The following is a 14,725-nucleotide window of genomic DNA, read 5'->3' as shown; positions in this document are numbered from 1 at the left end:
GGAGTATTCCCACAACTGTTGATAACCAGAGGGAATCGGTTCTCGACTTCGGGTTAAATTGGTTCTAGTTTCCTTGGCAAATTGCTGGAGTATTCCGGGACACTTGAGTTGATCCCTACCTACCTCCTGCCGAATTGCACTAGTCTCTGATCGCCTAATCACAAAAAGAGGAGTGAATTATGTCAAATATCAAACGGCGGCATTTTTTGCAATTTACTGGATCTGCTTTGTTCACCCTGGGTTTGAGCGAGTTGGATATCATGCAACAGAGCGATCGCTACAGTAAAGTCCTCGCTCAAAATGCACCCCGCAAACTAGCACTACTAGTTGGCATCAATGAGTATTCTGGTACAATCCCAGCTTTGAGAGGTTGTGTAAATGACGTTCTTTTGCAGAAAGAGTTATTAATTCATCGCTTTGGCTTTAAACCAGAAAATATCCTCACATTGACCGATCAGCAAGCCACTCGTGAAAACATCCTCACAAAGTTTGAAACACACCTGATTGCACAAGCAAAACCTGGTGATGTAGTAGTGTTTCACTTTTCTGGTCATGGTTCACAGGTAGTAGATCCTGATCGCGATTCACCAGATGGACTTAACAGCACACTAGTTCCCATAGATAGCGGATTACCGATAGGATATCCCGTCACTGGTGGCCCAGTACAAGACATTATGGGACACACGCTGTTTTTACTTATGTATGCGTTGAAAACAGATAACGTTACAGTTGTGTTAGACAGCTGTCATTCTGGCGGTGGTAAACGGGGAAATCTCCGGGTGAGATCGCGCAATGGTGGAGCACTGCTGCAACCCAGTCAAATAGAACTCGATTATCAGCGACAATGGCTAGGACGACTGGGACTTTCACCACAAAAGTTTATCGAACTCCGCAGAAAAGGGGTTGCTAAGGGAGTTGTCATCACCAGTACTAAACGCGAACAATATGCCGCAGATATCACTGTTAGTGACTTTAGCGTCGGTGCATTTACTTATCAATTGACCCAGTACCTTTGGCAGCAAACTGGGAATGAACCTGTTAACCAAGTTATGACCAATGTTGGTCGGAATACGAAAATATTCGCTAACCAAACCGGAAACATTCAAGATCCAGAAGTGGAATCGAATCTGAGCAAAGGAAAGACCAACCTACCCATCTACTTTACCCAAGTACAGGCTCTACCTGCTGAGGCTGTGGTTACTCAAGTCCAGGGGAACCAAGTACAATTGTGGCTGGGCGGGCTAGATTTACCAAGCCTGGAAGCATTTAAACAAAATGCTATTTTTACAGTTGTCGATGGCAAAAGTGGGGAACGAGGACAGGTAAAGTTAGAGTCCCGTCAAGGATTAATCGGCAAAGGCACACTGCTAACGAATACACGAATACGGGGAACAATACAACCAGGAACACTATTGCAAGAAAGTATCCGCAGCATCCCCAGTGATCTAACTTTAAAAATTGGCATTGACGAATCCCTCGACAAGAATACCGCCAATAAGGCAACACAAGCTCTCCAGGCGCTCAATCGCATTGAACCCAAACCCTTGGGGACTGTTGAGGTGCAATATATTTTTGGGCGCATTACCGAGGCAAAATATCAGGAATTACAGAAACAACGAGTATCTCATCTCCCCACCGTCGGTAGCTTTGGCTTATTTTTACCCAGCCAAGACCAGATAGTGCCTACCTCTTTTGGCAAAAGTCAGGAAACAGTGAGCAAAGCTGTGAGTCGGTTACAACCAAAGCTCAAGTCGCTGCTTGCAGCCAGAATTGTGAAGCAAATGCTAGGAAACACTAACACATCGCGGATTGCAATCACGGCATCTATGAATATCCCTGGCAATGAAAAGTTACTTGGCGAAACTTTCACCATTCGCGGTGGTGTGAACAAAGTAACCGGAGAGACCAATAAACCAGCACCTGTAAGACCTGTTAATTCTTCTGATTCTGGAATACTAAAGTTATCCATAGGCACTGAAATTGCTTTCCAAATTCAAAATAACGAATCTCGCCCCCTCTACGTCAGTATTTTGGTGATTGATGCTCAAGGAGAAATGACGGCTATCTTTCCCAATGATTGGTCAGCCTCAGAAGACGCTGCATTAGTAGAAGCAAAGCAAAAGCGGGTGATTCCCCAGGCTAATGATGGGTTTAAGCTCACCATCGGCGAGCCTTTGGGATTATCAGAAGCGCTGATCATCGCTAGTACAACACCTCTGCGAAATTCTCTCAAGGCATTGCAAAAGATTGCTAATTCAAGAGGACTAGAAAATCGCCGCGCTCCAGTTTCGGTCAATGATCAAGTGTTAGATTTGACAGATAGTTTGCTTAATGATCTGGATGCAAGCACTCGTAATGCTATTAACGTCGAATTTGTATCTCCCGGAGTTCGTGGTATTGATACCAAAAAACTGGCAGCAATGGCGATCGCATTTGAGGTGGTTGCTGCGACAAATTGATCATCTGTTGTTTAAGGCATCATCAGCACTATTGAGGAACTATAAACCCGTATTTTTTCAGTACAGCTTTGGCTTGACTGCTAGATAAAAACTGGACAAACTCCTTGGCAGCAGCTACATTTTTACTACGTTTAATCACAGCCACTGGATAGACAATTGGCGAGTGATATTTATCGTCAGCCGCAACTACAACTTTGACTTTGTCAGAGATTTTGGCATCGGTGGTATAAACTAAACCCGCATCGGCATTACCACTTTCTACCACCGCCAGAACTTGACGCACATTATTAGCTAATACCAATTTAGACTTGACTTGATCAAAAATACCCAACTTCTTTAAAACCTGCTCACTGTATTGCCCAGCGGGAACACTTCTAGGTTCCCCAATGGCGATTTTTTTAATCTTCTCATTTGTCAGATTGTAAAAGCTAGAGATACCAACAACATTTTTCGGCACAATCAACACTAAACGGTTATTGGCCAGGTTGGTACGAGTACCCGGAACCAACAATCCTTTTTGTTCCAAGGCATCAACTTGCTTTTTCGCCGCAGAGATAAAAATATCAGCCGGCGCACCTTGTTCAATTTGTTGTTGCAACGCACCAGAAGCCCCAAAGTTATAAGTGATGTTGATGTTTGATCTACTTTGTTGGTAAAGAGGCTTAATTTCAGTTAGGGCTTCTTTCAAGCTAGCAGCGGCGGATACAAGGATGTTGGCGTTGGACTGTGCTAATACAGGAGAAGGTGTAACCAACGGCAAGCTAATGGCTAGCAGCAAGCTAGCAACTGCTATACCCAGAAAGGCGAGAACTTGTCTCTTTTTCATAAAAAACCCCGTTTAGATGAGATTCTGTTTCAAAAGATTTACGTTTGGTAGGATTGTATCAAGATTACCAAGCATATACCAATTAAATTGGTAACATTATGCCACGAAAAGAACAAGGATGGGTGACATTTCAAACATCAGAAGAGGAACGAAAGATTCTGGAAGAGTTCTGCCAGCAGTCTCATCGAACCAAAACTGAGATTTTGCGGGAACTGGTACGGGGTTTAAATAAATACTCGTCGCCACCGATAGCATTACCAACCGAACAGGAGGAAGCAGCGGCGGAAATTGCTCAAGGTAAAACTGGTAGTGAAAAGAAACCTTTAAAAGTTAGCTCCCGAAATGTACTGAAGGGAATCATCAAACGAGTGACAACAGGAGCCGTAAATACTGAGATAACCCTAGAGATTGTTCACAGAGTTGAGTTAACCTCGATGATTACCAGGGTGTCAGCCGAGGAGTTAGAACTGGTTGAAGGAACAGAAGCCTACGCGGTGATTAAATCTAACGATATTGTGATTGCCAGAGAATAAATTGGTGTTCGGGCATTGTTGTTTGCTTTGTTAAAGGCTGGCAAAGCGCTGGAATAGGGGAGCATCCACATGAAAGCAAAAATGCCGAAGGAAGTTTGCTGGGCACTGTCTTTGGCATTTGCAAAAATGTAACATATATAACAAGTTTACCAATATAGTTGGTATATAGTTTATACCAACTTAGTTGGTTCACAATCTCGAAGTATCAAGTAAATATCTAGTTTTTTACTGAGTTCCTTGTTTGTGTCTAATCTGGATAAGTTGAGAAAGTAGTTGTGATTACCGCCTAATTTTTAGTATTAACTAACTTATGGATGCAAATGACAATGGCAGAAGATTCTGATTTTCTAGCTAATTTATCTAATTTTCTCTATCCCCGTAGTAGTTATTACGGTCAGTTCAAACCAGAGTATTTAGTTTTTAACGCTAATCTACAAGAATTTACTCAGCGGGTGAGCAATATCTGCAACTTGCAAACTAGTGGTCAGCTTTCTCCAGAAGATGCCTATACCCAAATAAAATTACTCTGGAAGCAGTTGAAACGTTCTAAAAAAGAACTAGAAATTAGCTGAGGCGGCGTCACTATCTATACAGGAGCCATCTGGTAATGCTGTCAATCAAGAGACCTCGCGGTAAGGCAGAATCTCAGCGGCTTCAGAGAAAGAGAGTGTCAAAAACTTGGCGGTTGTCGATGGCATGGGTAGAGAAGTTGTATCCAACCTCTCTACACAATAATTTTTAAAGAAAATTAAGATTCAACTTTGACACCTTTCCAAAAGGCGATGTAACCCTCAATATTTTTCGCTTTTTCCTTGGTGCTGGGATAGTACCAAGCAGCATCTTTGTTAACTTGTCCGTCAACTTCGACACTGTAGTAACTGGCAACACCTTTCCACGAACAAGTTGTGTGAGTGTTACTTTCTTGGAAGTACTGCTTGTTAATGGCGTCAGCGGGGAAGTAATGGTTGCCTTCTACGACTACGGTATCGTTGCTTTCGGCTAAGACAGCGCCGTTCCAAGTTGCTTTCATAGGTGAGTTTGGGAATAAAGATTACACTTCACATTTTGACACTATAAAGTCTAGAACTTCTTCTAGCAAGGCATCGGGTACTAAATCGATTTCCTCTAATAACTGGTATTTGACAGTCATTGTCGTACCTCTAATTGGACTAATTGATCATCAAATAGCCCTGTCTATCATTGTAGCTAGGGTTCCCCATTGCCCAAGGTGAGCTAAAATCCTGATATCTTCATAACTACCCCCCGCAGATTTTTCCCAAAAAAGCGATCGCTATGCTTCAGTATCCCAAACTCGAACAAGCGCTGAAATATCACTTCGGCTATGACCAATTCCGCCCCGGACAACGGCAAATTATCGAAGATGCGCTGCAAAATCGGGATTTACTGATTATTATGCCGACCGGTGGTGGTAAATCTCTGTGCTTTCAGTTACCTGCACTCCTCAAACCAGGTTTAACGGTGGTGGTGTCCCCGTTGATTGCTTTAATGCAAGACCAAGTGGAAGCATTGCGAACTAATAACATTTCGGCAACTTTCCTTAATAGTAGTCTGAACGCCTTCAAGGTGCGATCGCGTGAAGAAGCCATACTCCAAGGTAAAATTAAACTACTCTACGTCGCCCCAGAACGCCTGTTGAGCGAAAAATTTCTCCCCCTGCTGGATTTAGTTAAAGAAAAAATCGGCATTTCTATCTTTGCTATCGATGAAGCCCACTGCGTCTCTGAGTGGGGACACGATTTCCGTCCAGAATACCGTCAAATGAAATCTCTGCGGAAGCGTTATCCTGATGTCCCTACCCTCGCCCTCACCGCCACAGCCACAGATCGCGTCCGTGCAGACATTATCCAACAATTAGGGCTAAAGCAACCGAGTATCCACATCGCCAGCTTTAACCGCCAAAACCTTTATTATGAAGTTCGGACTAAAACTAAAACTGCTTATGCTGAATTGTTGGGAATAATTCGAGAAAATCAAGGTTCGGGAATTATTTATTGTTTAACCCGTAAAAAAGTTGATGAATTAACTTTTAAATTGCAAAATGATAAAATTTCGGCTTTGTCTTATCATGCCGGATTAACTGATGACGAACGCTCAAAAAATCAAACCAGATTTATTCGCGATGATGTGCGGGTGATGGTGGCGACAATTGCCTTTGGCATGGGAATTAATAAACCAGATGTGCGGTTTGTAATTCACTATGATTTACCGCGTAATTTAGAAAGTTATTATCAAGAATCCGGTAGGGCGGGAAGGGATGATGAACCTTCGCGATGTACGCTTTTTTTCAGTTTTAGTGATATTAAAACTATTGAATGGAGTATTAACCAAAAAACCGACCCCCAAGAACAGTTGATTTCTAAACAACAACTGCGTCAGGTAATTGATTATGCTGAAGGGACAGACTGCCGGCGGACAATTCAATTAGGTTATTTTGGCGAACGGTTTCCGGGGAATTGCGGTAACTGTGATAATTGCCTTTATCCCAAACCAGTGCAAGACTGGACAATTGAAGCGATGAAGTTTTTATCTTGTGTAGCCCGTTGTAAAGAAAGATTTGGGATGTTGCATATTATTGATGTGTTGCGGGGTGGGAAAAACCTGAAAATTACCCAAAACGGACATGACTTACTTTCTACCTACGGTATTGGCAAAGATAAAACTGTAGATGAGTGGCGGATGTTGGGGCGATCGCTTTTACATCAAGGTTTACTAGAACAGACTGCCGATGGTTACTCGGTTTTAAAGCTAAACGCCCTCAGTTGGGAAGTGATGAAGCGACAGCGGACAGTCTCTATAGCGGTTCCCATAGCGCAAAAGGTGACTTGGGAAGAGGGGAGTGCAAAAGCAGTTGAGGCAGAAGTTTTGGTGCAAAGATTGCGATCGCTCCGCAAACAACTGGCTGATGAGCAATCTGTTCCACCCTACGTCATCTTTCATGATTCTACCCTGAAATTAATGTCTCAGGTACAACCTCAAACCTTAATTGATTTTGGCAAACTTTCCGGCGTCGGTAGTCACAAATTAGCCCAATATGGCGACAAGTTTCTGGCAGAAATTAAAGCCTATCGCCGAGAACAAGGTTTACCAGAACAAAAAGTTGAATATCTACCATCTTATAACTCACCATCAGATAATTCACCTTCATACACCGAATTACAGACTTTGCAATTACATCAGCAAGGTTTAAGCATCACCGAAATTGCCAAACAAAGAGACATCCGCACCACTACAGTTATCCGTCACCTTTCCGATTTAATCGAGAAGAATCAACAAGTAGATTTTAATCTGTTGGTTCCCCCAGAAAAACAGCAAAAAATTTGGCAAGTTTTAGAAACTCTTGGTGATATCTCCCTGACACCAATTAAAGAATATCTTGGCGATAGTTATAGCTATGATGAAATTCGCCTAGTCAGGGGAAAGTGGCGGCGAGAAAATCGTAAGTAATTGTCCTGGGCCAAAAAAGCTCCCAAAAACGCATATTTATTCCTCTCCCGAATAGGCTACGGTGTAGACACAAGTTATGCAATTACCCAAAAGTCTTTTTCAACCTCATCCTGTACTGACGAACTTCCCTCTCTATGGGTTGGAGAGGGACAGAAAGCAGAACCAGGGTGAGGTTTGTTTCCTCCGTTCCATAAACTATCAATTGCATCGAGAGAGACTTGTGTGTACACGGTAGCCTGAGTAGGAGAGGAAATAGTGAAACTACTGCGCTGTCAAACCACCATCAATGGCTAGAGATTGACCAGTGACGAAACTGGCCCCATCTGAACAAAGCCAGGTAACGCCGTTGGCTATCTCTTCTGACTTACCCAAACGACCAACAGGATGTAAAGCTGTGAGTTGGATTTTGCCTTCCTCACCAAAACCGCGATTGACCATATCTGTCTCAATCCCACCAGGACACACGGCGTTAATTCTAATATTGTCTTTAGCGTGTTCTAAAGCTAGTGATTTTGTCAAACCAATTACACCATGCTTGCTAGCCGCGTAGATAGAAATATTGACAAAGCCAACTAATCCAGCGACGGAAGAGTTATTCACAATCGCGCCTCCACCTTGCTTCAACATTTGCGGGATTTGGTACTTCATCGACAACCAAACCCCTTTGAGATTGGTATTGATGATCTGATCCCAATTTTGCTCTGTTTGTTCAATGCCAAGTCCCGGTATTCCTTCAGTACCTGCATTATTGAAGGCATAGTCGAGGCGACCATAAGTAGCAACTGTTTGAGCAATTAAGTTTTCCACCTCAACTGCCTGAGTTATGTCAGTTTGCACAAACGTAGCTTCACCACCAATAGCTTGAATCAGTGCAACAGTTTCTTGGCTCTCTTTGACTCTGCGGCTTGCAACCACTACCTTAGCTCCCTTTTGGGCAAAAGCTAGTGCAGATGCTCGACCGATGCCAGAACTGCCACCTGTGACTAGAGCAACCTTGTTATCAAATTCTGCCATTTTAAAATGCTTTGAGATAGACTTCCTTCAGGATTTTAGTATGATGGTGTATCAAATGTATCAAATATTTATTAGCGATCGCTTTCTTTGCCCCCATCAAAGCGATCGCCTATTTCAGGCTAAATTAGGAAAAACTGGGGATCTCAGAGCTAGACTCTGGCAAGAATGCAGTACTTTTGCTTTTACCAGCTACGATTACAGACAGCAGTTTAGGTAATGCCAGGCAAGCAACAGTATTTAACAGCGTCAAGAAGATACCATCTATCAAACTCATAGTTCAGCCCTCCCTGGTTGATAATTTGTGGTTCCTATTTATAAGTTTGATGCACAATTAGTACCAACCCTTGCCTAGAAGATTTTAAATTTCTTTTACAGGCTATAAGTTGAATAAATATATTTACATATCGTCAACCCCTTCCCTACGGGACGCCAAAGGCGAACGGGGAATTCAAAAAAGGTCATACTTAGCCAGTTAATCAGCTAATATCTAGCTCTTATTGTTTAATATTATTAATGCTAATCAGTAATGGGTAAAAGGTAATGGATAGTCTAAAGTTACCGATTACCTGTTACCAATTTGCGGATTTTAGCTTTGATTTTCCAGGACATATCCCCAAATCTTCACGCTTTAGATGTATCCGACAAATAGCAGGCTAATTTGTAGAACATCTAGCACAGAAATTAGGGCTGAATTTACAGTATTGACTACCAGTCAAGGAGTAAACAGTACAATAGGGAAAACTGGTAATTCCGACTCTAGCTGTTTGTAACTCAGAGGTAATCGCCGATGGTTGAGGAGATTTGGTTTTCGGAGCCAAAAGGATAGATAGAATCTTGGGGAAAGCCAGACAAGCAGCAGTGTTGATTAGTGTGAAGAATATCGCATCCATCATCTATCCTTATAGGTAATCACCCCTTGTAGAAATTAGGTGGGTGCTGTTTTTAGCTGCAAACCAAATTTCAGCAACTGATCAAGAAGCAATTGATTGTTTGCAGTTTATATAAATTAATTTTATCATAAATTTTTGTAAAAATAACCGTTGAATTCCCTTTATTGTTATACACAGTAGGCAATGTGGATATTCAAGACACTTATCTTAGCGCTATACCGAAATAAACTGGAAGAAACACCATCATGTCACAAACCCAACCTGGATCTTCTTTGCTATCTAACTTTACGGACAGAGAACTTTTGGCAATACAGCGTTTGGTAGACTACACCAATGTGGAGTCACTGCCAGAAATTTGGCCCATAGCAGCCAAGGAATTTGGTAATCAGGTTGCCCTCCGCAACCCCCACGCAAAACCAGAAGTAGTAATTACTTATACCCAACTAGCAGAACAAATTCAACAATTTGCGGCTGGGTTGCAGGCTTTGGGAGTTAAACAAGGCGATAGGATCTCCCTAATTGCTGACAACAGCCCTCGGTGGTTTATTGCCGATCAAGGGATGATGAGAGATGGGGCTGTGAATGCGGTGCGTAGCGCCCAAGCGGAACGAGAAGAATTGCTATTTATCATCGCCAATAGTGGCAGCACGGCCCTAGTAGTCGAAGATTTAAAGACACTAAATAAACTGCGACAGGGACTTAGGGATTTACCAATTCAACTGGTAATTTTACTTTCAGATGAAGCACCACCCACTGACGAAACCATAAAATTGCTGAATTTTTCACAGTTGATGGCAGTTGGGGCAAAGCATACTTTTGTGCCAGTTAAGCAAAACGGCGATACCTTAGCAACTCTAATTTATACCTCTGGTACTACGGGGAAACCCAAAGGTGTGATGCTTTCTCACGGCAATTTGCTGCACCAAGCAAAGGCGCTGGGGTCAGTAGTGCAGCCAGCAGTGGGAGATAATGTCCTCAGCATCCTCCCCACTTGGCACAGCTACGAACGCAGCGGGGAGTATTTCTTGCTTTCTCAAGGTTGTGAGCAAATTTATACAAATTTACGCTCTGTCAAAGCAGATTTGAAAAAATTTAAACCCCGTTTCATGGTGGCTGTACCCCGCCTCTGGGAATCGATTTATGAAGGTGTGCAAAAGCAGTTTCGCGAACAGCCAGGGAAAAAACAACGCCTGATTAACTTTTTATTAGGCGTAAGTGAGAAATATATCAAAGCGCGGCGAATTGCCCAGAATTTGAGTTTAGAGCATCTTGATGCCTCAAAATTCGAGCGATTAGCATCGAGAATACTAGCATCTGCTTTGTTTCCCTTCCACGCACTGGGAGAACGGCTGGTTTATGCCAAGGTACGGGAAGCAACGGGAGGAAGAATCAAGTATGTGATTAGCGGCGGTGGTGCGCTTCCTAAGCACATAGATAACTTTTTTGAAATTGTCGGTGTGGAAATTTTAGTCGGCTATGGCTTGACGGAAACTTCTCCTGTTACCCATGCACGTCGTCATTGGCGCAATTTCCGGGGAACCGCTGGACAACCAATTCCCGGCACAGAAGCTAAAATTGTTGATCCTGAAACAAGAAAGCCTCTACCAGCTTCTGAGCGAGGCTTGGTATTGCTGAGGGGGCCACAAATTATGCAAGGCTATTACCAAAATCCTGAAGCGACAAGGAAAGCAATTGATGCGGAGGGTTGGTTTGATAGCGGTGATTTGGGTTGGTTGACTCCGCAAAATGATTTGGTGCTGACTGGTAGGGCAAAGGATACGATTGTGTTGACCAATGGGGAAAATATCGAGCCGCAGCCAATAGAAGATGCTTGTTTGCGATCGCCCTACATTGACCAGATCATGCTCGTAGGACAAGATCAGCGCAGCATCGGTGCTTTAATTGTCCCCAATGTCGAAGCCTTAGAAAAATGGGCAGAAGCTCAAAATCTGCATTTGATCAGCCAAGATGATGAAATTACCGCCTCATCCGGTCAAAAAATTAACCTGGAGAGTAAAATAATCCAGGATTTATTTCGGCAAGAATTGAATCGAGAAGTGCAAAATCGTCCAGGCTATCGAGCCGATGATCGCATTAATCGATTCAAACTAATTGTGGAACCGTTTTCCATTGAAAATGGCTTGATGACACAGACGCTGAAAATCCGGCGACACGTCGTCATGGAACGCTATCGCGATACTATTGACGGAATGTTTGCCTGATAATTCCACTTGCTCCCCTATTAAGAGTACACGTGAAACCTTTTATGGATGTCTCCAACCCTCAATTGCTTCTGAAGCGCATTGTCAACGTCAAAGTGATCGTTACTCCCCTCTGGAAAGATGAAGTACAACAGCAGCTGCAAACGCAGATCAACCAACTTGATCAGCAACTGCAACAACTGGACGTCGAAGGACAAAGGGCGATCGCGGCAATTCAAAAGCAGAGTTTACAACCACCCGGCCCCCAGACGATCCAACAAATTGATAATATCCAACTTCAGGTGAATCAAAAGAAAAGTGAACTGCTAGAGCAGAAAAATCAATTGCTGCAAAACCTACAGCAAGTGCAGTTTCTGGAATCAGATCAGGAAGTCAACCAGTTTCAAATGGAAGGCTTTTTCCGGGTAGAACCGGGTGATAACCTGATTAGCAAAATGCAGGTGGAAATCGTTCTGCGTGACGGCATTGTAGAAGAAATTCGCGGCGATATCTAAAATTGTCATTAGTCATTAGTCATGAGCAACTGACTACTGACTACTGACATTTTTCGGTTAACTTTTTGTCAGAACTACTCCCAGTCCAACATTGCACCTGGTAGCCAGCCCAGATAATTTGCCACACTGGGGGTGAGCTAACTAAAAGCGATCGCCCAAAAGTTGTCATCTCAACTCGATATCTTATCGCACCAACTGATTTTGTCTGATGAGTAGGCATATTGATTTGTGTAATCGTCACTGAGGCTTGATTCCGTTGGGGATAAACGACCTCTACCTTTCTTGTTCCTACGACTGATGCTATGTCTTCAAAGGCATTCAAGGCTAGGGTAGCGGGATCACTGCCCTGGAGAGCATAATTTATACTTTCTAGAGGTATAGTTTTATAATGAGAACGCTCTGGGTAGTCTAGAAAGTTTTGAGACTGCTGCACCACAGCTAATTGCTGCTGTGGCCCATTACTAATCCCAACAATCAGTTCAGATGGCTGGCGCTGGGTAATATAAAACCCAGCCCCAGCAGTAGCAAAGAAACTGAGTATCAAAATCAAAAACAAATTTAACTTTGCCGACATAGAATTAAAGGGGAATTTCCAACAGGCTGATTAGCAATAGTTATAAGAATCTCCTGTGTCTGGAGAAAAGGTGAAGAATATAAATATATATAGCAATCCCAGTGGCTATTGACAGCCAACATGGATATTGACTAACCATTGAAGATTGCTATATATATAGACATTTGGTTCGTCTTTAAGTTCCAGGGTTAATCGATTGGGCAACCGTTAGCAATACCACAGTCCCTTGGGTCCCCAATCTGAAATATAAAATCTCAAATCTAAACGTCCTAGTCCAGGATACAATTCAATCTGGCGGAAGCTGTTAAAGTCCATAAACTATTGATTCTGAAACCACCCTATGAGCATTAACGAAGTATTTATGCCGGCGCTGAGTTCCACCATGACCGAAGGCAAAATTGTCTCCTGGGTGAAATCGCCAGGGGATAAAGTGGAAAAAGGCGAAACAGTGGTGGTTGTCGAGTCAGATAAGGCAGATATGGATGTGGAATCCTTTTATGAGGGATTTCTGGCTCATATCTTAGTTCCAGCAGGTGAAACCGCCCCAGTGGGATCGGCGATCGCCTACATAGCAGAAACCGAAGCTGAAATCGCCACCGCCAAGTCTCTAGCCAATTCAGAAGGCGCGGCTGCAACCCCTGTCTCTTCTCCCGTCACCGTAGCCGCCACTGCTTCAGTAGAAACACCAACCTTGATCGCTCAAAATGGGTCTAATCGCCAGGATGGAAGGCTCGTAGTTTCACCCCGCGCCCGCAAGTTAGCGAAAGAACTCAAAGTTGATTTGAATACCCTTACAGGTAGTGGCCCTTACGGTCGTATTGTCGCTGAGGATGTGGAGGCAATTGTCAATAAAGACAAGCAACCCGCCATCGCTGCCATTACAAGAGCACCAACTGCCCCAACCATCACCCCAGTTGCACCAGCACCAGCACCAGCACCAGCACCAACACCAGCACCAGCACCAGCGGTCAGCAGTTCCATCCCTGGTCGGGTAGTGCCCCTAAATACCCTGCAAAATGCAGTAGTTAGGAGTATGGTGGCTAGCCTATCCGTGCCCGTCTTCCGTGTGGGTTACACAATTACTACCGATGGGCTAGACAAGCTTTACAAGCAGATTAAGTCCAAAGGAGTGACAATGTCAGCCCTACTGGCAAAAGCCGTGGCGGTGACATTACAAAAACATCCGTTGCTGAATGCTAGCTACTCAGATCAGGGAATTGTCCATCATTCTGACATCAACATTGCTGTAGCTGTAGCAATGGATGACGGCGGATTGATTACACCCGTGTTGCAGAATGCAGACTTAGTAGATATTTATTCTCTATCTCGTACTTGGAAGTCTTTGGTAGAAAAAGCTAGAGCCAAACAACTACAACCCCAAGAGTACAGCAGCGGCACTTTTACCCTGTCGAACTTGGGAATGTTTGGGGTAGATACCTTTGATGCGATTTTACCCCCTGGACAAGGTTCAATTTTAGCGATCGGCGCCTCCCGTCCGCAAGTGGTAGCCACAGCCGACGGTTTATTTGGCGTGCGACAACAAATGCAAGTTAATATCACCGCTGATCACCGGATTATTTACGGTGCTGATGCAGCGGCATTCTTGCGAGATTTAGCAAAATTGATTGAAACCAATCCGCAATCTTTGACACTTTAAAAGTAAAGAGTTAGGAAAATAGGAATAATTTAGTTTGAGACTTGGAGTTTTTTTTGATTCCAAGTCTTTTTTTACGTGAGTTCGATGGCTGTAATTAGACAAGTTAGGATTTCATCCTTGAAGCTTTATTCTATGCATCTCCATCAATAATTGGCATTACAGGCATCAACAATACAAGAAATTGTATTGTTTATTAGAATTTCGATTCTTTCCTTACTAATTGAAGGCTCAGAAAACATAAAATTTAAAATCATTGTGTCTTGAAATGTTGTAACAGCAGCACTAAAAACGCCACCAAAAGCTGCCTGTGCAGGCACAAAACTAATTTCTTCAAGTTTAAATAAACCATAATCACTGGGAATGTCTATTCGACCGATATTTGTAACAGCCACTGTCACGGGTGCTTCATTTGGACGAGACAGAAGAGACTCACAAATTTTTCTAAACATCAATACTATACTAAAAATATCTTCACTTTGTGACATACTCCACACACTCCCCTTCGGGTGAGTGTGGGCTTCTCAACGACTCCTCTATGAGGACATTGATTGAGCTTTGAGGGCGTGTGTCCCACGCGCCTTTATGTTAATA

The 14,725-nt window shown here is 43.2% G+C and carries 13 protein-coding genes; 8 read left to right on the top strand and 5 right to left on the bottom strand.

The annotated features are described in order from the left end of the window. The first annotated feature begins 179 nt into the window (after positions 1-179). Positions 180-2,459 (top strand): caspase family protein, encoded by a 2,280-nt coding sequence (locus H6G32_RS23285; protein ID WP_190462630.1) that lies wholly within the window; start codon positions 180-182, stop codon positions 2,457-2,459. Between the two features lie 28 nt (positions 2,460-2,487). Here H6G32_RS23285 and modA read toward each other — a convergent pair whose 3' ends face one another. Continuing rightward, positions 2,488-3,285 (bottom strand): molybdate ABC transporter substrate-binding protein, encoded by a 798-nt coding sequence (gene modA, locus H6G32_RS23280; RefSeq protein ID WP_190462628.1) that lies wholly within the window; start codon positions 3,283-3,285, stop codon positions 2,488-2,490. Positions 3,286-3,383: 98 nt separating this feature from the next. Here modA and H6G32_RS23275 point away from each other — a divergent pair, with 98 nt between their 5' ends. Both H6G32_RS23275 and H6G32_RS23270 read left to right on the top strand, forming a co-directional pair. Then, on the top strand, positions 3,384-3,818 hold the full coding sequence (locus H6G32_RS23275; protein ID WP_190462626.1) for a TOBE domain-containing protein: 435 nt from the start codon (positions 3,384-3,386) through the stop codon (positions 3,816-3,818). Positions 3,819-4,144: 326 nt separating this feature from the next. Then, positions 4,145-4,390: a DUF7219 family protein gene (locus tag H6G32_RS23270; RefSeq protein WP_190462624.1), complete on the top strand. Its 246-nt coding sequence runs from the start codon at positions 4,145-4,147 to the stop codon at positions 4,388-4,390. Positions 4,391-4,566: 176 nt separating this feature from the next. On the opposite strand, the gene H6G32_RS23265 is transcribed toward H6G32_RS23270, so the two are convergent. Further along, entirely contained in the window at positions 4,567-4,848 is a 282-nt protein-coding gene (locus H6G32_RS23265; RefSeq protein WP_190462622.1) for a DUF427 domain-containing protein, read from the bottom strand. A 263-nt stretch (positions 4,849-5,111) separates the two neighbouring features. On the opposite strand from H6G32_RS23265, the gene recQ reads away from it, so the two are divergent. After that, positions 5,112-7,283, top strand: coding sequence for a DNA helicase RecQ (gene recQ, locus H6G32_RS23260; RefSeq protein ID WP_190462620.1), 2,172 nt, complete (start codon positions 5,112-5,114; stop codon positions 7,281-7,283). A gap of 261 nt (positions 7,284-7,544) precedes the next feature. Here the strand turns inward: recQ and H6G32_RS23255 are convergent, their stop codons facing one another. Beyond that, the gene (locus H6G32_RS23255; RefSeq protein WP_190462617.1) at positions 7,545-8,297 is read right to left on the bottom strand and encodes an SDR family oxidoreductase; all 753 of its coding nucleotides are present in this window, start codon (positions 8,295-8,297) and stop codon (positions 7,545-7,547) included. 40 nt (positions 8,298-8,337) lie between these two features. On the opposite strand from H6G32_RS23255, the gene H6G32_RS23250 reads away from it, so the two are divergent. The 3 genes from H6G32_RS23250 (at position 8,338) to H6G32_RS23240 (ending at position 11,903) form a co-directional block, all read left to right on the top strand. Beyond that, positions 8,338-8,514 carry a hypothetical protein gene (locus tag H6G32_RS23250; protein WP_190462615.1) on the top strand — a complete coding sequence of 59 codons (177 nt, stop codon included), beginning with the start codon at positions 8,338-8,340 and terminating at the stop codon, positions 8,512-8,514. A 918-nt stretch (positions 8,515-9,432) separates the two neighbouring features. Further along, positions 9,433-11,409 carry an AMP-dependent synthetase/ligase gene (locus H6G32_RS23245; RefSeq protein ID WP_190462613.1) on the top strand — a complete coding sequence of 659 codons (1,977 nt, stop codon included), beginning with the start codon at positions 9,433-9,435 and terminating at the stop codon, positions 11,407-11,409. A gap of 44 nt (positions 11,410-11,453) precedes the next feature. Beyond that, positions 11,454-11,903, top strand: a complete 450-nt coding sequence (locus H6G32_RS23240) for a YlqD family protein (RefSeq protein WP_190462611.1) — start codon at positions 11,454-11,456, stop codon at positions 11,901-11,903. 40 nt (positions 11,904-11,943) lie between these two features. Here H6G32_RS23240 and H6G32_RS23235 read toward each other — a convergent pair whose 3' ends face one another. Next, the gene (locus H6G32_RS23235; protein WP_190462609.1) at positions 11,944-12,477 is read right to left on the bottom strand and encodes a hypothetical protein; all 534 of its coding nucleotides are present in this window, start codon (positions 12,475-12,477) and stop codon (positions 11,944-11,946) included. Between the two features lie 340 nt (positions 12,478-12,817). Here H6G32_RS23235 and H6G32_RS23230 point away from each other — a divergent pair, with 340 nt between their 5' ends. Then, on the top strand, positions 12,818-14,134 hold the full coding sequence (locus H6G32_RS23230) for a dihydrolipoamide acetyltransferase family protein (RefSeq protein ID WP_190462608.1): 1,317 nt from the start codon (positions 12,818-12,820) through the stop codon (positions 14,132-14,134). A 143-nt stretch (positions 14,135-14,277) separates the two neighbouring features. Here the strand turns inward: H6G32_RS23230 and H6G32_RS23225 are convergent, their stop codons facing one another. Then, entirely contained in the window at positions 14,278-14,619 is a 342-nt protein-coding gene (locus H6G32_RS23225) for a hypothetical protein (protein ID WP_190462606.1), read from the bottom strand. Positions 14,620-14,725 lie beyond the last annotated feature (106 nt).

It is taken from the genome of Cylindrospermum sp. FACHB-282, from assembly GCF_014697195.1.
In the GTDB taxonomy this organism is placed as follows: Bacteria; Cyanobacteriota; Cyanobacteriia; order Cyanobacteriales; family Nostocaceae; genus Cylindrospermum.
Note: the sequence above shows the minus strand (reverse complement) of the source record. Positions and strands in the feature narration are given on the sequence as shown.